At 71.6% G+C, this 21,929-nt stretch carries 20 protein-coding genes; 11 read left to right on the forward strand and 9 right to left on the reverse strand.

Going from position 1 to position 21,929, the window contains the following annotated elements; genetic code table 11:
* Positions 1-294: 294 nt before the first annotated feature.
* Both ACSIH6_RS12840 and ACSIH6_RS12845 read left to right on the forward strand, forming a co-directional pair.
* Positions 295-1,062, forward strand: a complete 768-nt coding sequence (locus ACSIH6_RS12840; protein WP_435108544.1) for a siderophore-interacting protein — start codon at positions 295-297, stop codon at positions 1,060-1,062.
* A gap of 197 nt (positions 1,063-1,259) precedes the next feature.
* Complete coding sequence (locus ACSIH6_RS12845) at positions 1,260-3,656, forward strand: ATP-binding cassette domain-containing protein (RefSeq protein WP_435108492.1); 2,397 nt, start codon at positions 1,260-1,262, stop codon at positions 3,654-3,656.
* Positions 3,657-3,770: 114 nt separating this feature from the next.
* On the opposite strand, the gene ACSIH6_RS12850 is transcribed toward ACSIH6_RS12845, so the two are convergent.
* Both ACSIH6_RS12850 and ACSIH6_RS12855 read right to left on the reverse strand, forming a co-directional pair.
* Positions 3,771-4,739, reverse strand: a complete 969-nt coding sequence (locus tag ACSIH6_RS12850; RefSeq protein ID WP_435108493.1) for a hypothetical protein — start codon at positions 4,737-4,739, stop codon at positions 3,771-3,773.
* A 302-nt stretch (positions 4,740-5,041) separates the two neighbouring features.
* On the reverse strand, positions 5,042-5,419 hold the full coding sequence (locus ACSIH6_RS12855; RefSeq protein ID WP_435108494.1) for a roadblock/LC7 domain-containing protein: 378 nt from the start codon (positions 5,417-5,419) through the stop codon (positions 5,042-5,044).
* 112 nt (positions 5,420-5,531) lie between these two features.
* Here ACSIH6_RS12855 and ACSIH6_RS12860 point away from each other — a divergent pair, with 112 nt between their 5' ends.
* From ACSIH6_RS12860 to ACSIH6_RS12875, 4 genes are all read left to right on the forward strand, one after another.
* Positions 5,532-5,672: a helix-turn-helix domain-containing protein gene (locus ACSIH6_RS12860; protein WP_435108545.1), complete on the forward strand. Its 141-nt coding sequence runs from the start codon at positions 5,532-5,534 to the stop codon at positions 5,670-5,672.
* Positions 5,672-6,226, forward strand: coding sequence for a reverse transcriptase domain-containing protein (locus tag ACSIH6_RS12865; RefSeq protein ID WP_435108495.1), 555 nt, complete (start codon positions 5,672-5,674; stop codon positions 6,224-6,226). The genes ACSIH6_RS12860 and ACSIH6_RS12865 overlap by 1 nt, the downstream gene beginning before the upstream one ends.
* Complete coding sequence (locus ACSIH6_RS12870; protein ID WP_435108496.1) at positions 6,205-7,092, forward strand: HNH endonuclease; 888 nt, start codon at positions 6,205-6,207, stop codon at positions 7,090-7,092. The genes ACSIH6_RS12865 and ACSIH6_RS12870 overlap by 22 nt, the downstream gene beginning before the upstream one ends.
* A gap of 398 nt (positions 7,093-7,490) precedes the next feature.
* Complete coding sequence (locus ACSIH6_RS12875; RefSeq protein ID WP_435108497.1) at positions 7,491-7,874, forward strand: zinc ribbon domain-containing protein; 384 nt, start codon at positions 7,491-7,493, stop codon at positions 7,872-7,874.
* 60 nt (positions 7,875-7,934) lie between these two features.
* Here ACSIH6_RS12875 and ACSIH6_RS12880 read toward each other — a convergent pair whose 3' ends face one another.
* Genes ACSIH6_RS12880 through ACSIH6_RS12890 form a run of 3 tightly spaced genes read right to left on the reverse strand, consistent with a single transcriptional unit; the run spans position 7,935 to position 9,420 of the window.
* The gene (locus tag ACSIH6_RS12880) at positions 7,935-8,228 is read right to left on the reverse strand and encodes a hypothetical protein (RefSeq protein ID WP_435108498.1); all 294 of its coding nucleotides are present in this window, start codon (positions 8,226-8,228) and stop codon (positions 7,935-7,937) included.
* Positions 8,225-9,124 carry a hypothetical protein gene (locus ACSIH6_RS12885; RefSeq protein WP_435108499.1) on the reverse strand — a complete coding sequence of 300 codons (900 nt, stop codon included), beginning with the start codon at positions 9,122-9,124 and terminating at the stop codon, positions 8,225-8,227. Before ACSIH6_RS12885 ends, ACSIH6_RS12880 begins: the two co-directional genes overlap by 4 nt.
* Positions 9,121-9,420, reverse strand: a complete 300-nt coding sequence (locus tag ACSIH6_RS12890; RefSeq protein ID WP_435108546.1) for a hypothetical protein — start codon at positions 9,418-9,420, stop codon at positions 9,121-9,123. The genes ACSIH6_RS12885 and ACSIH6_RS12890 overlap by 4 nt, the downstream gene beginning before the upstream one ends.
* A gap of 242 nt (positions 9,421-9,662) precedes the next feature.
* Here ACSIH6_RS12890 and ACSIH6_RS12895 point away from each other — a divergent pair, with 242 nt between their 5' ends.
* Positions 9,663-10,028, forward strand: a complete 366-nt coding sequence (locus tag ACSIH6_RS12895) for a hypothetical protein (protein WP_017564933.1) — start codon at positions 9,663-9,665, stop codon at positions 10,026-10,028.
* Between the two features lie 44 nt (positions 10,029-10,072).
* Here ACSIH6_RS12895 and ACSIH6_RS12900 read toward each other — a convergent pair whose 3' ends face one another.
* Together ACSIH6_RS12900 and ACSIH6_RS12905 are read right to left on the reverse strand one after the other, a co-directional pair.
* Positions 10,073-11,878, reverse strand: coding sequence for an ABC transporter ATP-binding protein (locus ACSIH6_RS12900; RefSeq protein WP_435108500.1), 1,806 nt, complete (start codon positions 11,876-11,878; stop codon positions 10,073-10,075).
* A 118-nt stretch (positions 11,879-11,996) separates the two neighbouring features.
* On the reverse strand, positions 11,997-13,754 hold the full coding sequence (locus tag ACSIH6_RS12905) for an ABC transporter ATP-binding protein (RefSeq protein ID WP_435108501.1): 1,758 nt from the start codon (positions 13,752-13,754) through the stop codon (positions 11,997-11,999).
* A gap of 281 nt (positions 13,755-14,035) precedes the next feature.
* On the opposite strand from ACSIH6_RS12905, the gene ACSIH6_RS12910 reads away from it, so the two are divergent.
* The 3 genes from ACSIH6_RS12910 to ACSIH6_RS12920 all read left to right on the forward strand — a co-directional run bounded on the left by ACSIH6_RS12910 (position 14,036) and on the right by ACSIH6_RS12920 (position 17,183).
* A complete protein-coding gene (locus ACSIH6_RS12910; protein WP_435108502.1) occupies positions 14,036-14,815 on the forward strand; it encodes a siderophore-interacting protein in 780 nt (259 codons plus the stop codon).
* Positions 14,816-15,010: 195 nt separating this feature from the next.
* Entirely contained in the window at positions 15,011-16,015 is a 1,005-nt protein-coding gene (locus ACSIH6_RS12915; protein ID WP_435108503.1) for an iron-siderophore ABC transporter substrate-binding protein, read from the forward strand.
* Positions 16,016-16,313: 298 nt separating this feature from the next.
* On the forward strand, positions 16,314-17,183 hold the full coding sequence (locus ACSIH6_RS12920) for a glycoside hydrolase family 16 protein (protein WP_435108504.1): 870 nt from the start codon (positions 16,314-16,316) through the stop codon (positions 17,181-17,183).
* A gap of 71 nt (positions 17,184-17,254) precedes the next feature.
* Here the strand turns inward: ACSIH6_RS12920 and ACSIH6_RS12925 are convergent, their stop codons facing one another.
* Positions 17,255-18,439 (reverse strand): alcohol dehydrogenase catalytic domain-containing protein, encoded by a 1,185-nt coding sequence (locus ACSIH6_RS12925; RefSeq protein ID WP_435108505.1) that lies wholly within the window; start codon positions 18,437-18,439, stop codon positions 17,255-17,257.
* Positions 18,440-18,568: 129 nt separating this feature from the next.
* Positions 18,569-20,392, reverse strand: coding sequence for a SpoIIE family protein phosphatase (locus tag ACSIH6_RS12930; RefSeq protein WP_435108506.1), 1,824 nt, complete (start codon positions 20,390-20,392; stop codon positions 18,569-18,571).
* 228 nt (positions 20,393-20,620) lie between these two features.
* Between ACSIH6_RS12930 and ACSIH6_RS12935 the strand changes: the two genes are divergently transcribed.
* The gene (locus ACSIH6_RS12935; protein ID WP_435108507.1) at positions 20,621-21,853 is read left to right on the forward strand and encodes an RNA-guided endonuclease InsQ/TnpB family protein; all 1,233 of its coding nucleotides are present in this window, start codon (positions 20,621-20,623) and stop codon (positions 21,851-21,853) included.
* Positions 21,854-21,929 lie beyond the last annotated feature (76 nt).

Here is a 21,929-nt window from a genome sequence, read left to right on the forward strand (position 1 = left end):
CCCGTTGTGGGATCCGGCCTCAGGACGGGGATACCCCGGCCAAGAGCAAAACGGACAAACGCCACCTTTACCGCGTAGATTCATATTTCCCACCAGAGGGATGAAAGCCGGGAACAGTCCCCTGCAACCGCACGGACCGGCCCACCGGCGACACCTCACAGACCCCGGTGTCCGCCGTCCCGCAACGTGGCCGAGGCAAGGTTCGGCTAACCTCACCTGGAAGCAGCCCGCCCCCGTGCTCCCAGGCAAGGAAGAAGAGGTCCCGTGCGCGTCGAACAGCCCGGCCACCGCGCCATGATCCGCACCCGCGTGGTGCGGACCGAGCGCCTGAGCAAGCACTTCGTCACGGTGACCCTGGGCGGCGCCGGGCTGGCCGACTTCGCCTTCCTCGGCCGGGACCAGTTCGTGCGCCTGTTCCTGCCCCGCGCGGGCCAGGACCGGCTGCACATGCCCGCCGACGCCGACAAGCGGTGGGTCGAGCAGCTCCACGCGATGCCCCCGAGCCGCCAACCGCACGTGCGCAGCTACTCGGTGCGCCGCTTCGACGCCGAGGCGCTGGAGATGGACATCGAGTTCGTGGACCACGGCGACGCCGGTCCCGCCTCCGCCTGGGCCGCCGGGGCCGTTCCCGGCGACGAGGCGGGCATGCTCGCGGACGGCGTGTACTACCTGCCGCCCGAGGAGGCCGACTGGCACCTGCTCGTGGGCGACGAGAGCGCCGTACCCGCCCTGCTCTCCATCCTCGAACAGGCCCCCGCCGACCTACGGGGACAGGCATTCCTGGAGGTGCCCTGCACCGACGACATCCGCCCCGTGACCGCCCCGGCAGGAGTGGACGTGCACTGGCTACCGCGCACCGACCCCCACGCCGTCCCCGGACGACTGGCCCTGGAGACCGTACGCACAGCCCAGCTTCCCCAAGGACGCCCCTACTGCTTCCTCGCCGGAGAGAACACCCTGCCCACCGAACTCCGCCGCACCCTCGTACGCCAACACGGAGTACCCAAGGACCACATCGCCTTCATCGGCTACTGGCGCCACGGCCGCGCCGCCATGGACTAGCCGCCCGGTCAGGCGGCGGGCCGTCCGGTCAGGAATCGAGAAGCACCGCCCCCGGCCCCCCGTCTAGCGTGGGCACCACGGACCCCACCGCTCACCCGGGCCGACACGCGACGGCCGTCGCCCGGCGCCGGTGGGACCGATCCAGACGACGCCGACGACGCCGACGCAGAGGCCTCGCCCGACCGAGGGAGATCACGATGAGCACGGCCACCAGGGCGGACGCGGGGACGTCCGAACCGCACGCCGCCGACAGCCACGACCTGATCCGCGTGTACGGCGCACGCGAGAACAACCTCGGGGACATCAGCGTCGAGATCCCCAAACGACGGCTGACGGTGTTCACCGGCGTCTCCGGCTCGGGCAAGAGCTCCCTGGTGTTCAACACGATCGCCGCGGAGTCGCAGCGGATGATCAACGAGACCTACAGCGCCTTCGTGCAGGGCCTCATGCCGACGATGGCCAGGCCCGACGTCGACGTCCTCGACGGGCTGACCACGGCGATCATCATCGACCAGGAGCGGATGGGCGCCAACATCCGCTCCACGGTGGGCACCGCCACCGACGCCAACTCGCTGCTGCGCATCCTCTTCAGCCGCCTCGGGGAACCGTACGTCGGCTCGCCCAACGCGTTCGCGTTCAACGTCGCCTCGGTCCAGGCGAGCGGTGCCATCAAGGTCGGCACCGGCAAGGCCGTGAAGCAGACCTTCACCCGCACCGGCGGCATGTGCACGCACTGCGAGGGACGGGGCACGGTCTCCGACATCGACCTCACCCAGCTCTACGACGACTCCAAGTCGATCGCCGAGGGCGCGTTCACCATCCCCGGCTGGAAGTCGGACAGCTTCTGGACGGTGCGGGTCTACGCCGAGTCGGGCTTCGTGGACCCGAACAAGCCGATCCGCGACTACACCGAGGGGGAACTCGCCGACTTCCTCCACAAGGAACCGGTCAAGGTGAAGGTCGAGGGCGTCAACCTCACCTACGAGGGGCTGATCCCCAAGATCCGGAAGTCGTTCCTGTCCAAGGACCGCGAGGCGATGCAGCCGCACATCCGGGACTTCGTGGACCGGGCGGTCACCTTCACCGCCTGCCCCGAGTGCGACGGCACCCGCCTGAGCGAGGCGGCACGGTCGTCGAGGATCCGCGGCGTCAACATCGCCGACGCGTGCGCGATGCAGATCAGCGACCTGGCCGCGTGGGTCCGCGACCTCGACGAACAGTCCGTGGGGCCGCTGCTGACGAAGCTGGGGCACACGCTCGACTCGTTCGTGGAGATCGGACTGGGCTACCTCTCGCTCGACCGGTCCTCGGGCACCCTCTCGGGCGGCGAGGCGCAGCGCACCAAGATGATCCGTCACCTGGGCTCCTCGCTCACCGACGTCACCTACGTCTTCGACGAGCCCACCGTCGGACTGCACCCGCACGACATCGAGCGGATGAACCACCTGCTGCTGCGGCTGCGCGACAAGGGCAACACCGTGCTCGTCGTGGAGCACAAGCCGGAGACCATCGCGATCGCCGACCACGTGGTCGACCTCGGCCCCGGGGCCGGTGACGACGGCGGCCGGATCGTCTTCGAGGGCGGCCTCGAGGGGCTGCGCGCCAGCGGCACCCTCACCGGCCGCCACCTCGACGACCGGGCCCGGCTCAAGCCGAAGGTGCGCACGCCCCGCGGCGCCCTGGAGATCCGCGGCGCCGACGCCAACAACCTGCGCGACGTCGACGTGGACGTGCCGCTGGGCGTGCTGTGCGTGGTGACCGGTGTGGCGGGCAGCGGGAAGAGTTCGCTGATCCACGGTTCGGTCCCCGCGGGCGCGGGCGTGGTGTCGGTGGACCAGAGCGCGATCCGCGGCTCGCGGCGCAGCAACCCGGCCACCTACACCGGGCTGCTCGACCCGGTCCGCAAGGCCTTCGCCAAGGCCAACGGCGTGAAACCGGCCCTGTTCAGCGCCAACTCCGAGGGCGCCTGCCCGGCCTGCAACGGCGCCGGGGTGCTCTACACCGACCTGGCCATGATGGACGCGGTCGCCTCGCCGTGCGAGGAGTGCGACGGCAGGAGGTTCCAGCCGCAGGTGCTGGAGTACCGCCTGGGCGGTCCGGACGACGGCCGGGACATCAGCGAGGTGCTCGCGATGTCGGTGGCCGAGGCGCACGCGTTCTTCGACGGCGAGGGGGCGAAGGTGCCCGCGGCCGCGAGGATCCTGCGGCGGTTGGAGGACGTCGGCCTCGGCTACCTCAGGGTCGGCCAGCCGCTGACCACCCTGTCCGGCGGTGAGCGGCAGCGGCTCAAGCTGGCCGTCCACATGGCCGAGGAGGGCGGCGTCTACGTCCTGGACGAGCCGACCAGCGGCCTGCACCTGGCCGACGTCGAGCAGCTGCTCGGCCTGCTCGACCGGCTCGTCGACTCCGGGAAGTCGGTCGTGGTCATCGAGCACCACCAGGCGGTCATGGCGCACGCCGACTGGATCATCGACCTGGGCCCCGGGGCGGGCCACGACGGCGGCCGGGTCGTGTTCGAGGGCACGCCCGCCGACCTCGTCGCCGCCCGCGCCACCCTCACCGGCGAGCACCTCGCGGCCTACGTCGGCGCCTGACCGGACCGCGCGAAGCCGACGGCCCCGGCCGGTCCCGTGACCGTCCGGGTGGCCGCGGCCCGCGCCCGGGCAGGGCGAAGCGGGCAGGGCGGAGCGGTGTCCGGCCCGGGACCGCTACCCCCCGCCTCCCAGGGCGAGCTCGCAGCTGAGCGCGTCCGGCACCTCGTCGCACGGGACGAAGGCGCGTTCCTCGGTGTCGGAGACCGTGTAGCCCGCCACCCAGTACTGCTCGGGCTGCCTGGGCAGCGCTTCGGCAAAGAAGGGCCGGTCTCCGTCGCGGAGGACGACCTCGTCCTCGTTCTCGCGGGCGTCGACGTAGCGGGCGCTCAACTCCCACTCGCACGAGCGGTCGTGCACCACCGCCTCCACCCGCAGCCCGCCCGGGTCCAGCCCGCCACCGAGGTCGATCCGCCTGCGGCTGAAGTACGGCTGCTCGCGGTCGGGGCCCTCGTCGGCGATGTACAGCTGCGGCTCGTCGTGGTGGAGGTCGACGGTCACGCCCGGATAGGACGCCTCGCCCGAGGGCGGGGAGTCCACAACGGTGACGGCCGTGGGTTCGGTGCAGGAGATGTTGACGGGGGTCATGTCCACGATGCTCAGCTGGGAGCTGCGCGTGGACAGCAGGTTCATGGTGAACACGGTCGCGGCGGGCGAGCCGTCCTCTCCACGCCAGGACCATCCGCCCGCGGGCGCCGCGCTCATGCGGTCGAGATTGCGGACCAGCCGTCCGCCCAGCGGCCGCAGGAACTCCCAGACCTCGGCGGGCTCGACGGCCTGGAGCGCCTCCCCCTCCTGCTCCGTCAGGGGCCGGTCGAGGACGATCTTGAAGCCCTCGGGAAGTGAGGTGTCGTAGGTGACGGAGCTGGTGAACGGCGCCCTCTCCTGGTCCACCTCCGCCTCGGCCGCGCGCTCCTCGCGGAAGCGCGCCTCGGTGGACCACAGGTCGTAGGCGTAGCCCGCGGCGTACCCGCCCAGGGAGACCAGGAGGAGCAGCGCGAGGCAGACCGCCCACGCCCCCAGGCGCGTCCGCCGCCGTGCGCCCCGCCCCTCGGGGAAGTACCGCTGCTCCAGGAGGCCGAGCACGGACGGCTCGTCCGGCCGGGGCCGGGACCGTCCGCGTGCGCGGGTCCACCGGGGGAGCCGGGGCCGTCGTCGTGGCCGCCGGGGGGACGGAGGCGAGGACCGCGTTCTCGGCGGGTGTGAGCTCGGGGACCGCTCAGGGGGTCCGGAGGCCTCGCGCCCGGCGCCCTGCTCGTCGTTCTTGCCCATGTCGAACGCCGGACCTCCTCCGTGCGGGGGACACATCCGGCGAGAGTAACCCAGGGATCACTTTCGGTCGCCGGGTTTGACCGTAAACGGCCACCCGGCACAGCCCTTTCGGGCCCTCAACCGGCGGCGGTGACCTCCAGCAGCGAGCCCACGCGCTCCACCGTCAGCCGGGACTCGCGGCGCAGGGCCACGGTGTCCATGCCCTCGTCGCCCAGCACGACGAGCAGGGCCTCCATCCCGACCGCGTAGACGACCGCGTAGCCGCCCTGGCAGCGGGTGACGACCTCGCGCAGGGGCCCCAGCCCCGTCTCGTCACCGGTGCGCTTGCCCAGGCCCAGGGAGGCGGCGGCGAGCGCGGCCAGCGCGTGGGGGCGGCCGCCCTGGATGTCGGAGGCCACCAGCATGCCGTCGGAGGCGGCCACGGCGCTGTCGGTCACACCGACGACGCGCTCGCGCAGCCGCGCCAGCTCCTCGGCGATCTGCCCCTGAACCATCTACTTCTCCTTCAAGAGAGTGCCACCGGCTTCAGCCGGTGGGTGAATCGCCCGTCACGAAAAGTCACACCCCGCGCTAGGGTCGATTCAGACTAGCCAAGGGAGGTGACACATCAAGCGCGAACGCGGCCACAAAGCCCGCCTCTACCCCACCAAGGAACAGCTCTCCGGGCTGGAGACCCAGGGCCACGCCGCCCGCGCCCTGTGGAATCTCCTGCACGCGTGGGTGCGACGTGAAGTCGCTTGTTGGTAGTGATCAGAAACAAGACAGAAGGAGTTGCTGATTCCGGGCGGTGTGCGAGCCCGGTCCCCACGGACAACTGCGGGAGGAGTAATCCACCGGTGGAGAGCAGTCCGGAAAAGCCCAAGGCGAGACCGCCCATCGGTCGAGTACAGGCAACCGGAGGAAAGGGGTCGCCCCCTGCCCGGCAATGGGTACTGGACGCTGATCTACAAGCGGCGTTCGCCCAAATCGACCACGCCATGCTCTTGGAGACCATCGGGGATGTCCCGGGAAGGGGATTGATCCGGGGGTGGCTCAAGGCAGGTGTCCTGGAAGGCGGGAAGCTCGCTCGTACCGAGGAAGGTACCCCGCAAGGGGGAGTGATCAGCCCGCTCTTGCTCAACATCGCTTTGCATGGAATGGAGGAGGCGGCTGGATGCCGGTATATCCCGAGAGGGGATACCCGCAAAGGCTCTCCTGTCCTGGTCCGGTACGCGGACGACTTCGTGGTCATGTGTCACACGGAGGAAGAAACACGGCAGGTCAAGGCTAAGCTGGAAGAATGGTTGAGGCTGAGGGGCTGAGGTTCAACGAGGAGAAGACCAAAATCAGGCACCTGACGGAGGGCTTCGACTTCCTCGGATTCACCATTCGACGCTTCGTGAAGGACAACAGATCCGTCACGTTGGCGCAACCCAGCAAGGACTCCATCAAGAGAGCCCGGGAGCGACTGAAATCGGACGCCAGGGACCTATACGGGTCCAATGCGACTGCGGTCGTCGCGCGACTCAACCCCTTCATTCGGGGATGGTCGACATACTTCCGGGCGGCATCATCCAGCACGACCTTCAATCGCCTGGATGCCTTCCTTTGGAAGAGGACATGGCGATGGGTCAGCTGGACGCACCCGCATAAATCGGCGAGCTGGAAAGCGAGCCGGTACTACGGGAAAAGGGGCCGAAAGGGTACATGGCACTTCGCTGACCCACAGAGTGGGTTGAAGCTACTCATGTTCTCAAAGACCAAGATCGTCCGACACCCCATGGTCAAGGCAGGGGCATCCCCCGATGACCCTGAACTCAGTGACTATTGGAAAAACCGCCGTAAGAGAAAGGTTCCGCCGACCATGACCGTCTCCAAAACGGCCTTGGCGGCGCGGCAGAGCGGGCTTTGCCCGCTGTGCCGTACGGACCTGATCATCGGCGCCGAGTACGAACCCGACAACGTTCGAGACTGGGTGAAGTGGTTCGAGGCCATGCGGCATCGGCTTCACGAAGATCACCTGGTGTACCGGCGCCACGGCGGCAGTGACGACCCGAAGAATATGCGTCTCGTGCACGCCGAATGCCACCGCCTGCACCATGCGGGCGACGGGCGTCGGTTCCCCAAGAAAACCTCCACCAAACGGCCTGAAAAAGGTCATGGGAAAGCAGCCGAAGGGTCTGCTTGAGCCGTATGCGGGGGAACTCGCACGTACGGTTCTGAGGGGGCGGTAGCCCGGTAACGGGCTACCGCTACCCGACTGGACCATGTCCTCCGAGAACCGGCGGGTATCCCTCACCGACGCCGATGCCGCGATTCGTCAGGCCCGTAAGGATATCCCCTGGCTCGCCGACCTGCCCGCGCAGGCCGCTCAGCAGGTGTTGAAGACCTACTTCCGGGCGTGGCAGAACTGCTGGGCCGGACGGGCAGGCCCGCCCACCCTCAAGGCCCGCTCGCGCACCCGGATGTGCATGGACGTCCCCCAGGGCCGGGATCTGGCCATCGAGCGCCTCACCCGCCGTTGGGGAATCGTGAGAATCCCCAAGGTCGGCGTGGTCCGGGGTCGAGGACCTGCACATCACCGGTATGGTCCGCTCAGCCCGGGGCACGGTGGACGCCCCGGGCACCAACGTCAGGCAGAAGGCCGGATTGAACCGTGCCATCGCCGGTCAGGCGTGGGGACGCACCATCACCCTGCTGGAGTACAAACTCGCCGACCGGGGCGGGCACCTGGTCCGGGTGCCCGCCCCCTACACCTCACGGCGCTGCTCGCGGTGCCGGGCCATCACCGAGGGCAGCCGCGAGTCACGGGACCGGTTCGTGTGCAAGGCACCCGGGTGCGGTTATGCCGCGCACGCCGACACCAACGCCGCGCGCAACGTCGAGCACCTGACCAAGCAGCAAGCGCCCCAGGACATTGTGGGTGCCAGGACGTGGAGCCCTCGCCGCCAGGCGGGCTGTGAAGCGTAGACCACCAGCGGCGGGCACCTTCGTTAGCTGGATTCTTCCGTCTCCAGGCGGAAGAGGATGTCAATCGCTCCCGTGCTCGTCGGTCGGCCGCGGTGCGCGGCCGGTGTGGGCGTCCAAATCCTGTAGCGCGCTGCGCACCCTCTCCAGAGGCACCGCGGCGCGCTGCGCACGGCGCAGGGCGGCGAGCGGCCCCGGCTCGGGCTCCTTGGGGCCGAACAGGCCCGGCCGGGGGCGCGGCCCCCGGGGCACCGGGGAGGGGGTGCGCTTGGGAAGGGCGGTCAGGCCGCCCGCCTCGTGTCCTCCGGCGGGGGGTTCGCCGCCGCGGGCCGGACGGGGGCGTCCGGTCGTGCTCATTCGGCCCTCCCTCCCGCGCCCGCTCCGGCCGTCCCGTGGTCGGCGCCCAGCGAGCGCAGGCGTTCGCGCACGCTCCCGGGGACGGGGACCGACGAGGCCCGGGGCGCGGAGCGCACGGCGTTGGAACCCGGCCGCCGCTTGGCCAGCGCGGACGGGCCCTCGTCCCGGGCGGGGCGTTCGGGGGTGCGACGGGTGAGGCCGTCCGCGCCGCCGGGGGCGGCGGCCTCCAGCAGCCCGCGTTCGGTGAGGCGCGCGACGTCGGCCATGACCCCGGTCAGCCCCCGGCCCAGGACGAAGGCCAGGTCCCGGGGGGTGCGGCGGCCGTTGGCCTGGGTGAGCAGGAGCCGGTAGGCGGAGGGGAGGGAGTCGCGTACCGGCCCGGCGGACACCGGGCGGTGGCGGGCCAGTTCCGCGGGCGCGCCCCACCGGTCGGCGAGGAAGGCCAGGCGGCGCCCGGCCTCGGCCAGCACCTCCTGCGGGTCCAGGCCGTGCTCCAGGCCCAGCAGCGGCGGCGCGGCGTCGGCGAGCACGGCCTCCACCCGGGTTTCGGGGGACAGGCACAGCGCCAGGACGCCGTCCGCCAGGGCCGTGGCGCACGCGAGTTCGAGTACCGCGGCCGAGACGGCGCCGCGGCTCAGCAGTTCCCGGGCCAGGCCGTCGGTGTGTGCGGCGGCCTCGTAGGCGTCGGCCCAGGCCCCGGCGGGGACCGCGCCGGACCGGACCAGGAGGGTCTCGGGCGTGGGCGCCGCCGGTGTGGTGACGGCGGTGACGCGACCGGCGTTCAGGTGGACCAGGGCCTCGGGCGGGCCGGTCAGGCGCAGGGCTCCGGTGAGCTCCTCCTCGCGGGCGCGGAGCAGGGCCTCGGTCAGGGCCCGCGGGGGCGCGGCAGCGCTCATGAGAGCAGCGCCGCGGTGTGCTCGTCGGCCTGGTAGCGGGCCAGCGCGAGGTTGGTCCGCGCGCGGTCGAAGACCAGGACGAGCAGGACCTCGTCCGCGCCCGGGGAGGGCACGGCGCGGGTCAGCACGTGGTGGCCGCCGGTGGTGACCACGCTCTCCTGGACCGCCGGTTCGTGAGAGGCGACGGCGAGGTCGAGGGCCAGGTGGTGGGAGTCCGCCACGTGCTCGGGATCGGGCAGCGCCGACACCGCCCCCGATCGCGCGTGCGCCTGACCCGTCGCGCGGTCCACAAGCATCGCGGCCACGACACCGTCACAGCTCAGGTAACGCTCCGTGGATACAGCTGTGCTCGACACGTGCCCCCCGGCGTCTGGTTTGCTCCAAAAGACATTTAACAGTCAAAGTGGAGCAAAGAGAACACACTGTGGTAACGATGGACCCCGCCGCAAACTGTCCACTTACGCACCCTCCAGGCGTTTCGCTAATTTTCGACATGTATCGCCGCTCCTGCGGTGGACACCGAGCGTGAGGAGACAGCATGAACGCCGAAGCGGCGATGAAGGAAGCCATGGGGATCGAGGGCGCCATCGGCGTCGCGGTCGTCGACTACGAGAGCGGCATGTCCCTGGGCACCATGGGCGGGGGCGGCCACTTCGACCTGGAGATGGCCGCGGCGGCCAACACCGAGGTCGTGCGCGCCAAGACGCGCGCCCTGGGCGCGATCGGCCTCGACGACCGCATCGAGGACATCCTCATCACGCTGAGCAGCCAGTACCACCTCATCCGCCTGCTGGAGAAGTCGCACGGCAGCGTCTTCCTCTACCTCGCGCTGGATCGCCAGCGCGCCAACCTGGCCATGGCCCGCCACACCCTCCGGCGCGTGGAGAGCGAACTCCAGCTGTAGGCCCGGCCCGGGTCGGCACGCTGCCGCGCCGACCCCGACCACGGTCAGCGGGAGAGCAGTTCCCCGTCGTCCGGCGCGCCCTGCCAGCTGCGCCACAGATCGGCGTAGCGCCCTCCGGCCGCGACCAGCTCGGTGTGCGTCCCCTGCTCGACGACGCGGCCCCGGTCCATGACCACCACGCGGTCGGCGGTCTGCGCCTGGGTCAGCCGGTGCGCCACCACCAGCGTCGTGCGCCCGGCGGTGGCCGCGGCGGCGGCCCGCTCCAGGCGCCGGGCGCCGGAGCTGCCAGCCTCGGCGGTGGCCTCGTCCAGGACCGCCACGTCCGGGTCGGCCAGCACCAGCCGGGCCAGCGCCAGGTGCTGGGCCTGCTCGGCGGTCAGGGCGTGCCCGCCCTCGCCGACCACCGTGTCCAGCCCCTCGGGCAGGGCGCGCACCCACTCCAGGGCACCGACGGTCTCCAGGGCGGCCTCCGCCTCGACCGCGTCGGCCCCGGCGCGGGCCAGGCGCAGGTCCTCCAGCAGGGTTCCGGCGAACACGTGGGTCTCCTGGCTGACAAGGAAGACGTGCTCGCGCACCCGCCGCTCCCCCAGCTCCTCCAGGGGGATCCCGCCCAGGTACACGGTTCCGGCCGTGGGCGTGCGCAGACCGCTGACCAGGGCGGCCAGGGTGGTCTTGCCCGCGCCGCTGGCCCCGACCAGGGCCACGCGCTCGCCCGGGGCGACCTCCAGCGACACCTCCTCCAGCGCGGCCGGACCGCCGGTGCCGTAGGAGTGGGTGACCCCCGCGACGCGGACCGAGGAACCGGCCGGGCCCTCCTCCGCGCCCGGGTCGGCCTCCACCGGGAGGTCGACCACACCGGCCAGGCGGGCCAGGCTCGCCCCGGCCGACTGCACCTCGTTGAAGTTCATGACCAGGAAGATCAGCGGGCCGAACAGGCGGTGGAAGTACAGGGCGGCGGCGGTGACCATGCCGACGCTGGCCAGGTCGGCGCGCACCAGCCAGAACCCGGCCACCAGCACCGCGGTCAGTCCGACGCACTCGGCGGCGTTGAGTCGCGACCCGAAGCGGGTGAACAGCCGGAACACCGCGACCGTGATGTCCATGGCGGCGGTCGAGCGCTCGCGCACCCGGGACTCGTGCTCGTCCTCCAGGCGGTAGGCGCGCACGGCGGAGCGCCCGCGCAGGGCGCCCATCATCGCGTGCGAGCGCTCGCCCATGGCCACGCGCTCGCGGGCGTAGTAGGGACCCGAGCGGGGCAGGTACCAGCGCACGGCGGTCACGTAGACAGGCACGCAGAGCATCGCGGCCAGGCCCAGGCGCCAGTCCAGGGCGGTGATGCCCACCGCGGTCAGCAGAACGGTGGCCAGCGCGACGACCGCGTCGGGGCCGCTGCGGGCGATGCTGGCGGTGACCACGGCGACGTCGTCGCCGACCCGGGAGAGCAGGTCACCGATGCGTACCCGCTCCAGGCGGGCGGCGGGCATGCGCAGCACGCGGTCCATGACGCGTTCGCGCAGGCGGGCCAGGACGGTCTCGCCGACCCGGCTGACCAGCCAGCTGCCCACGCCCGTGAGCAGACCGCCGAGCAGGCCCGCCCCGGCGATCAGCAGGACCGAGGACAGGACGGTGTCCAGCCCCCGCCCCGCCGAGATGTCGTCGACCATCCGGCCCAGCACCCAGGGGGCGACCAGTCCGGCGGCGCTGCCCACGAGCACGGTGGCCAGGGCCAGGGGGGTGCCCCAGCCGGTGCCGCGCACCCCTTCTCCCAGCACGGCCCACGTGCGGCGGGCCGAGGCGGTGGGCAGCAGTTCCCCGTGTTCGCTCGCGGAGTCCTCCACCGGCGTGCTCATCGGTCGTCCTCGGGGTCGTGGGTGTGGGGAAGGAGGGCTCGGCGCCCTGGGGCGGCGGTCGGTGACGGAGCGCTCTGGTGTGCGGCGGGCTGCCGTGGGACGCTCCGCGGCGTGGCGGTCAACGCAGTACCGCCTCGCGGTAGTCCGCGTCCTCCTCGACCAGCAGCGCGTGCGTGCCCGCGCACCGCACCCGCCCCCCGGCCAGCACCACGACGCGGTCGGCGCGGGCCAGCAGCGCCGGGCTGTTCGCCACGACCAGGGTGGCCCTGGCCGCACCCGCGCGGGCGGCGGCCGTGCCCCGGGCGATGGCCTCCTCGGTGACCGCGTCCACGGCGGTGGTGGGGTCGTGCAGCACCAGGACGGGCGGGTCGGCGACCAGGGCACGGGCCAGGGCCACACGCTGTCGCTGGCCGCCGGAGAGGTTGGCGGCGCGGTCGGCGACCGGTCGGTCCAGGCCCTCGGGGTGACCGTCGACCAGGTCCGCGGCGGAGGCGGCGCGCAGGGCGTCCAGCAGCCGCTCCTCGTCGCCGCCCGCGCCGGTGTCCAGGTTGGAGCGCAGGGTGCCCTCGAACAGGGTGGCACCGTGCTCCTCCACCAGAACCGCCTCGCGCAGTGCGTCCAGGGCGAGTTCGGGGACGGGGACGCCGCCCACGGTGAGCGTGCCGTCCAGGGCCGCGGGCTCGGCCCGGCCCGAGAGCAGTTCCAGCAGCGCCTCGGCGTCGCGGGGGTCGGTGGTGAGCACACCGACGAGTTCGCCGGGGGCGAGTTCGAGGTCCACCCCGCGCAGCGTGCGGTAGCTGACCCCGGAAAGCGCGACCACGGGCTCCCCCGCGCAGACGCGCTCGCCCGGGGTGACCGCGTCGGGGGCGTTGAGCAGACGCACCAGCCGCTGGGCGGAGGCGCGGGCGGTGGCGAACAGCTGGCCGACCATGCCCAGCCCCTGCACGGGTTCGGCCAGGAACTGGGCGAGGCCGATGACGGTGACGAGTTCGCCGACGCTGAGGCGCCCCTGGAGGGCCATCCACCCGGCCACGCCCGCCACACAGGCCAGGAAGACGGCGCTGGCCGCGGTGACCAGGCCGCGGTAGACGCCGTTGCTGGCGGCGGCGTCGACCGAGGCGTCCAGGGCGAGGGTGCTGGCCCGGCGGTAGCGGGTGGCCGCGTTGTGCCGCGCCCCGATGCCCATGAGGACCCGCAGACCGCCGACCAGGTCCGTGGCCAGGGCGGTGGCCCCGGCGGCGGTGGCCTGCTTGGCCTCGCTGCGCCGGGTGATGCGGGCGGCGGGCAGGCGCAGGAGCAGCATGAGCAGGGGGACGCCGACGAGGACGCCGACCCCCAGGGGGACGTCGATGGCCAGGAGCGCGACGGTGGTGACGGCGATGGCGACCACCACGGCGATCGACGCCGACCAGGCGCGCACGTACAGGGCGGCCTGCTCGGCGTCGGAGGTGGCCACCGACAGGACCTCGCCCGCGCGCAGGCCGCTGCGTTCGCCGCGCGGGTCCAGGGCGCGGCGGGCGGCCTCCACCCGCAGCAGGTGCGCCTCGTTCTCGACGGCGCGCAGGGTGAAGCGGGCGCCGTTGCGGTAGGCCTGGGCCAGGACGGTGAAGAGCACGACCATGCCCGCGACGCAGACCGCCAGGGCGCCGACGTCGCCGGTGAAGACGGCCCAGTCGATGGTCAGGCCGATGGCCACCGGGACGAGGGCCTCGGCGACCTGGTGCAGGGAGAGCAGGACCACGCCGACGGTGACGTGGCCGCGGTTGCGCCTCAGGGTGCGGCGGCGCAGGGCGCGCACGCTGTCGGGGACCTCCCACTCGGGGGCACGGGGAGAGCGCCGTTCGCGCTCGGCGGCGGGGGCGGGGGCGGCGCTCATACGGCGCGTCCGCTCGGCGCGGGGCGCGCGGCCCCGTACAGACGTCTACTCATCCGATGTCCTGTTCCTCCCGCGATGTCGTGCCCTGGGCAAGGCTAGTCGGTGTTCCCTGGGGCCTCCGGCCCCGGACCACCGTGCCACACCGACCTTGGTTAGGCTAACCTTTCCCGTGTCGGTATACGGTCACAGCACCCCGAGGCCGGACGAACCCGACACCCGCCGCTCTCCGACCCGAACGAAGGGGCCGCGCCTTGCGCATCAGGTATCCGAGCCACCGCACCATGATCCGCACCCGGGTGGCGCGCACCGAGCGGACCAGCGAGCACTTCCTCACCGTGACGCTCACCGGCGAGGAGCTGACCGGGTTCGAGTTCCTGGGCCTGGACCAGTGCACGCGGATCCTCTTCGCCCGGCCGGGCCAGGACCGGCTGCACCTGCCCGTCGCCGACAGCGGCGGCGACGGCAACGGGTGGGTGGCCGCGTTCCGCGCCATGCCCGACGACCTGCGCCCGCACGTGCGCAACTACACCGTCCGCCGCTTCGACGCCGAGGCGCTGGAGATGGACATCGAGTTCGTCGCGCACGGGGACGAGGGCCCGGCGTCGGCGTGGGCGCTGGCCGCCCGACCCGGCGACGAGCTGGGCCTCTACCCCGAGGGGATCTACTACCTTCCGCCCGAGGAGGCCGACTGGCACCTGCTCGTGGGCGACGAGAGCGCCGTGCCCGCCCTGCTCTCCATCCTCGAACAGGCCCCCGCCGACCTGCGAGGACAGGCCTACCTCGAAGTGCCCTGCGACGACGACATCCGCCCCGTGACCGCCCCAGCCGGAGTAGAGGTGCACTGGCTACCGCGCACCGACCCCCACGCCGTCCCCGGACGACTGGCCCTGGAGACCGTACGCACAGCCCAGCTTCCCCAAGGACGCCCCTACTGCTTCCTCGCCGGAGAGAACACCCTGCCCACCGAACTCCGCCGCACCCTCGTACGCCAACACGGAGTACCCAAGGACCACATCGCCTTCATCGGCTACTGGCGCCACGGCGTGGACGCCTACGCCTGACGGTGTGACCCTCGACACGAATGCGCCCCTCAAGGAGGGCCGTGCGGGCCCGTCGGTCACCGTGCATACCGCGCTTCACCGGCATACGTGACTTTTTCCGTTCTTCGGCACGGGCTTGCGCAAAACCGCCGGCTCCAGCACCATAACCCTTGCTTAGGCAAGGCTAAGCTCATCCACTCGACCGAATGAGGCCCCATGAACCCCGGTCCGCTGACCCGCGGCGGCGCGATCGCCGCCGGTGCGCTGTCCCTCCTACTGCTCGCCGCCTGCGGCGGCCAGACCTCCGGTTCCGCGGAGGGCGGCTCGGACGGCGAGGTCGCCGAGGGGTACCCGGTCACCGTCGAGACCCTCTTCGGCGACGTGGAGATCGCGGACAAGCCGACCAACGTCGTCGCCATGGGCTGGTCCGACGCCGAGACCGCGCTGGCGCTGGGCGTGCAGCCGGTCGGCGTGGCCGACTGGCAGGCCTACGGCGGCACGGGCGTGGGCCCCTGGGCGGCCGACATGTTCGACGAGGAGCCGGTCCAGCTCGGCACCATGGAGCCGAACCTGGAGGCGATCGCCTCCCTGGAGCCCGACGTCATCCTCGACACCCGCTCCGACAACAGCCAGGAGCGCTACGACACGCTCTCGCCGGTGGCCCCCGTGGTCGGCCCGCCGCCCGGAGTGGAGGTCACCTACGGCACCACCTGGCAGCAGCAGACCCGCCAGGTCGCCCAGGTGGTCGGCGAGCAGGAGCGCGCCGAGGAGCTCATCGAGGAGCTGGAGGGCCGCTTCGCCCAGATCCGCGAGGAGAACCCCGAGTTCGCCGACATGACCCTGACCGTGGGCGCCTACTTCGACGGCCAGTACGGCGCCTACGTGCCCGGCGACTCCCGGGTGGACCTGCTCCAGGAGCTGGGTTTCCAGTACGACCCCGAGGTCCAGGAGATGGCCGACGACGCGTTCTACGTCGACCTGAGCCCGGAGCGGCTGGAGGTCCTGGACGCGGACCTGACGGTCATGTTCCCCATCGGCGGCACGGCGGACCACCTGCACGAGGACCCGGTGCTCCAGGGCATCCCCTCCGCCGAGGACGGCCGACTGGTCATCCTGGACGACCCGGAGCTGGCCAACGCCTTCTCCAGCGGTTCGCACCCGGGCATCTCCCACGCGCTGGACGAGCTGGTCCCGCTGCTCCAGGAGACCCTGAACGGCTGACGCCCCCGTCTGACGGGCCTCGCGGAGCACGCGCTCCACGGGGCCCGTCGTCGTTCGGGAGGCGACATCACCCCAAAAGCACACAGAGCACACGTTTCACCCAGCCCTATGGGAGCGGTCCCAACTTTTTCGCGCGACCCCCCTTGTCCGCGAGCGGTCGCGTACGTACAGTCACTTAACGCTTGTTCAGTGGGCGCCCGCCCACGCGGGCGCGCCCCTCGCGATCCGTGCGGAACCCGCTATTTCGCACGCGTCGCGGCGCCGGACGCGCCCGTCCCCCCGCTCAACGGAGTACGCCATGACCAAGAGCGCCCGCCGCAGTACCCGCCGCACCGCCACCGCCGCCACGGCGGTGACCGCCTCCGCCGCGCTGGCCGCGGCGATCCTCACCGCACCGCAGTGGACGGGAGGCACCGTGGACGAGGCCAACGCCGAACTCAGCGCGGCGCCCGGGGACATCGTCTGGTCCGACGAGTTCGACGGCGCCGCCGGAAGCGCCCCCGACCCCGCCAACTGGAACCACGAGACCGGCGACCACGGCTGGGGCAACAACGAACTCCAGAACTACACCAACAGCCGCGCCAACTCCGCCCTCGACGGAAACGGCAACCTCGTCATCACCGCACGCCAAGAAACCCACGGCGGCTACACCTCCGCACGCATGACCACCCAGAACAAAGTCGAACACGCCTACGGCCGCATCGAGGCACGCATCAAGATCCCCCGCGGACAAGGCATCTGGCCCGCCTTCTGGATGCTCGGCGCCGACTTCCCCAACACCCCCTGGCCCGACTCCGGCGAGATCGACATCATGGAGAACGTCGGGTACGAACCCCACATGGTGCACGGCACCGTGCACGGGCCCGGCTACTCGGGCGCGAACGGCATCGGCTCCTCCTACACCCACCCGCAGGGCTGGTCCTTCGCCGACGACTTCCACACCTTCGCCATCGACTGGAGCCCGGGATCGATCACCTGGTCGGTGGACGGCAACGCCTACCACACCCTCACCACCGCGGACGTGGGCGGAAACCCCTGGGTCTACGACCAGCCCTTCTTCATGATCCTCAACATCGCCGTGGGCGGGAACTGGCCCGGCTACCCCGACGGCACCACACAGTTCCCCCAGCAGATGGTCGTCGACTACGTCCGGGTCTACGAGAACTAGCCCCCGGCCACCACGGTCAGAAAGGCGCCCCGGGCCGGATCCCCCGGCCCGGGGCGCCCGCCTCCGGCGGGTCAGGGCCGGAAGACGACCTTGAACACGCCGTCCTGCTTCTTCTGGAACTTCTCGTAGGCCAGCGAGGCCGCGTCCAGGCCCACGTGGTGGGTGGCGAAGTCGTCCACCCCCAGCGGGTCGGCCCCCTCCAGCAGCGGCAGGATCTCCGGCACCCACCGGCGCACGTTGGCCTGACCCATCCGCAGCTGGATCTGCTTGTCGAAGAGCGTGAGCATCGGCATCGGGTCGGCCATGCCGCCGTACACGCCGATCAGGGAGACGGTCCCGCCGCGCCGCACCAGGTCGATGGCGGTGTGCAGGGCGGTCAGCCGGTCCACCCCGGCCGTCTCCATCATCTTGGCCGCCACGCCCCGGGGCATGAGGTTGGCCACGCGCTGGGCGAACCTGGCCGAGCCGTGCCCGGCCGCCTCCATGCCGACCGCGTCGATGACCGCGTCCGGGCCGCGCCCGTCCGTGCGGTCGCGGATCTCCGCTACCACGTCGTCGGTGCCCTTGGAGGAGTCGAACACCTCCACGTCCCGCGCGGCGGCGCGGGCGCGCCGCTCCGACACCGGGTCCACGCCGAACACCCTGCCCGCGCCCAGGTGGCGGGCGATCCGGCAGCACATGTCGCCGATCGGCCCCAGCCCCAGAACGGCCACTGATCCCCCCTCGGGGACGTCGGCGTAACGGACGGCCTGCCAGGCGGTCGGCAGCACGTCGGACAGGAACAGGTAGCGGTCGTCGGGGCCCTGGTCGGGTACCGGGACCGCGGTGGTCTCGGCGCGCGGGACGCGCAGGTACTCGGCCTGCCCGCCGGGCACCGCGCCGTAGAGCTTGCTGTAGCCGAAGAGCGCGGCGCCCATGCCCTGCTCCTCGACCTGGGTGTTCTCGCACTGGCTCTGGAGGCCCGTGTCGCACATGAGGCAGTGCCCGCAGGAGATCTGGAAGGGGATGACGACCCGCTGGCCGGGGGTGAGGGAGGTGACACCGGAACCGACCTCCTCGACCACGCCCATGGGTTCGTGTCCGAGGATGTCCCCCGGGGTCATGAACGGCCCGAGCACCTCGTACAGGTGCAGGTCGGATCCGCACAGGCCCGAGCTGGTGACCCGGACGACGGCGTCGCCGGGTTCCTCGATCCGCGGGTCGGGAACGTTCACGGTGTCGACGTTCCTGGTCCCGTTCCACACCACTGCCTTCATTGTTCCCCCTGGTCTCACGACGGTGGCGGTCGTCGCCTGGGGAGCGCGCGGCCCCCTGGGCTGCCCCCGGCCACTACCCCTCGCGTGTCGGCGGAAACGGGCGGCGCGGGCTCCCCGGGACGGTCCCGCTCACCCCCGCTCGGAGGTGTCCCTGACCGAGCTGTCCTCGACGTCCGCGCCGGGAGCCCCGCGGTCGGGGGCGGCGGGGCTGTGCGCGTGCTGGTGCGGCGCGGTGTCGTCGCCCGCTCCCTCGCCCACCGACGGGATACGCAGGGCGAGCAGGGCGACGTCGTCACCGCTGGGGTCGATACGGGCGAGGAGTTCGTCGCAGAAGTCCTCGACGTCGCGGCGGGCCAGGGCGGCGGCGTGGCGGCGCAGGTTGGCCAGGCCCGTGTCGATGGGGTGGTCGCGGCTCTCGACGAGGCCGTCGGTGTAGAGCAGCAGGGTGGACTCCGCCGGGATCTCCTCGCGGGCGTCGGGCCAGTGCAGGCCCAGGTGCAGGGCGGCGCTCATGCCCAGCAGGGGGCCGTGGCCGCCTTCCAGGTAGCGGGTGTGGCCGTCAGAGGTGACGAGCAGCGGCGGCGGGTGCCCGGCGTTGACCCAGTGCAGGGTCCAGGGCCCGCCCTCGGGGCCCTCGATGCGGGCGAAGACGGCGGTGGCCATGGGGGCGTCGCTGGTGTTGGTCATGGCCTCGTCCAGCCGCCGCATGATCAGGCTGGGGGGCTCCTGACGGTCCCAGGCCAGGGCGCGCAGCATGTTGCGGACCTCGGCCATGTGCGCGGCGGCCTGGAGGTCGTGGCCGACCACGTCGCCGATGACCATGGTCATGACGCCGTCGGCGAGCAGGAAGGCGTCGTACCAGTCCCCGCCGATCTCGGCGGCCTGCTGCGCGGGCTGGTAGCGGGCGGCGAACCGCAGGTGGCCGACCTGCGGCAGCGGGGTCAGGAGCTGGCGCTGCATGGTCTCTGCGACGTGGCGCTGCTGTTCGAAGAGCTGGGCGCTCTCCATCACCAGACCGGCGCGCCGGGCGACGTCCCCCAGCACGAGGACCTCGGCGTCGGTGTAGGCGGACCGTTCCCCGGTGCGGGCCACGGTCAGCGCCCCGAGGACCTGTCTGCGGGTGTGCAGCGGCACCACCACCGCGGAGTGCCCGCCCAGGCGGTCGAAAAGCTGCCGGTGCGCCCGGGCGAGCGGCTCGGCCGGCTCGCGGTCCAGGTCATCGGCGTCGAACAGGACGGACTGGGTGGTGTACAGGGCGCGCAGCAGCTCCGCGTGGGAGTCGGAGGACAACTGCGGCAGTGGGCCCTTCAGCGACTCGGCCGTGCCGTGGTCGCCGAAGGCGTGCACGGCGACGCGCTCCATCTCCTTCGTGTGCCCGTCCGTGACCATGTCGACCACCGCCCAGTCCCCCAGTTCCGGCACCAGCAGCCGGACCAGCCTGTCCAGCATCTCGGGGACTTCCAGGGTGGAGACCAGGACCACGGAGATCTCCGCCACCAGGCTCAGCCGGGCGGTGAGTTCCTCCAGGGCCGCCAGGTGCGCCGCGGTCTGATCGGCGGCGTCGCGGTGCGCCCGGAAGTCGTGGAAGACGATGACCGCGCCCTCCATGCGGCCCTCGTGCTGGAGCGGGGTGGCCGCCCAGATGATGGGCACGAGCGTGCCGTCCCCGCGCAGGAAGGACTCGCTGCTCCCCTCGGCCGGGTGGCCGCTGTCGAGCGCGGCCAGGACGCGGCAGTCCTCCCGGGGCGTCTCCTCCCCGTCCGGGTCGCGGTGCAGCAGGTCGTGCAGGTCGGAGCCCAGCATCCGTTCCCTGGGGCGACCGAGGATCCGCTGCGCGTAGGGGTTGGCGGCGGTGATGCGGCCGCTGGTGTCGATGACGAACATCCCCGCGCCCACGCTGTCGAACACCGCGCGCAGCAGACCGGTCTCCAGCGGCCAGCCGACGTCGCTCATCGCCCCGCCCTCCGGTCCCCGCGCGTCCGCGAGGGGCCGCACCGCCGCGCGGGCGTTCGCCCCGGCCGTGCCGGGGCCGTCCGAAGATCGTGCTCAAAGACACTCATCTGTTTGTTGGGCGTGGAAACCCCGTGTCCTTCAGGACGGGGAGGAAACGCCCTCTCCTTCTCGTGACTTTGTGTTGGATTCCCATCACGCGATCGCAGGGCGGCCGCTACGGTGTGTGCTATGACCAGGAAGAGCGTGAAGCGGGCGTTTCGGTACCGCTTCTATCCGACCGATGCGCAGGCGGCTGAGCTGTCGCGCACGTTCGGGTGCGTGCGCCTGGTCTACAACCGCGCCTTGGCCGAACGCACCGCCGCCTGGCAGCAGCGTCAAGAGCGAGTGGGCTACTCCCAGACCTCGGCCATGCTCACCACGTGGAAGAGGACCGAGGAGCTGTCCTTCCTCACCGAGGTCTCTTCCGTGCCGCTCCAGCAGACGCTGCGCCACCTGCACACCGCGTTCGGCAACTTCTTCGACCGGCGTGCGCGGTACCCGCGGTTCAAGTCGAAGAAGACCTCGCGCGCCAGCGCGGAGTACACCCGGTCCGCCTTCCGCTACCACGACGGGCAGCTGACCCTGGCCAAGATGGCCGAACCGTTGGACATCGTCTGGTCGCGGCCCCTGCCCGAAGGAGCACGCCCCTCGACCGTGACGGTCTCGCGTGACGCGGCCGGGCGTTGGTTCGTATCCCTGCTGTGCGAGGACACCGTCGAACAGACACCGGCCGCCAACGGCGCGGTCGGCATCGACGCCGGAATCACCTCCGTGGTGACGTTGTCGACCGGGGAGAAGGTCGCCAACCCCCGCCACGAGCAACGCGACCGCGCCAGGCTGGCCAAGGCCCAGCGGGCGCTGGCCCGTAAAACCAAGGGCAGCGCGAACCGGAACAAGGCCCGTCGCAGGGTGGCGCGGGTGCACGCCCGCATCACCGACCGCAGGCGCGACTTCCTGCACAAGCTCACGTCTCGACTCGTCCGCGAGAACCAAGTGGTCGTGATCGAGGATTTGACGGTGAGCAATCTGTTGAAGAACCGGAGGCTGTCCCGGGCGATCTCGGACGTGGCCTGGCGTGAACTGCGCACGATGCTGGAGTACAAGGCGCAGTGGTACGGGCGGGAGCTGGTCGTGGTGGACCGGTTCCTCCCCTCCTCCAAGGCGTGCTCGACACCCGGGTGCGGCTACGTGCACCCGTCGCTGCCGCTGCACGTACGGACGTGGACATGTCCCCACTGCGACATCAGTCATGACCGTGATGTGAACGCGGCGCTCAACCTCGAAGCCGCCGGGCTGGCGGTGTTGGCCTGCGGAGCTGGTGTGAGACCTCAACGGGAGTCCTCCCGGACGGGGCGACCGGCGACGAAACAGGAAGGTCACGGGGCGACCCGTGACGAGGCGCTGGCCTCGAACCATCGGTAGGTGGTTCCGAAATCTCCTGCCTCCAGGCAAGAGAGGAAGTCAAGCGGTTCGCGTACCCACATTTCTCCTGACGACC

Origin of the sequence: Nocardiopsis synnemataformans (assembly GCF_965343085.1) — a bacterium.
Lineage (GTDB): Bacteria > Actinomycetota > Actinomycetes > Streptosporangiales > Streptosporangiaceae > Nocardiopsis > Nocardiopsis alborubida.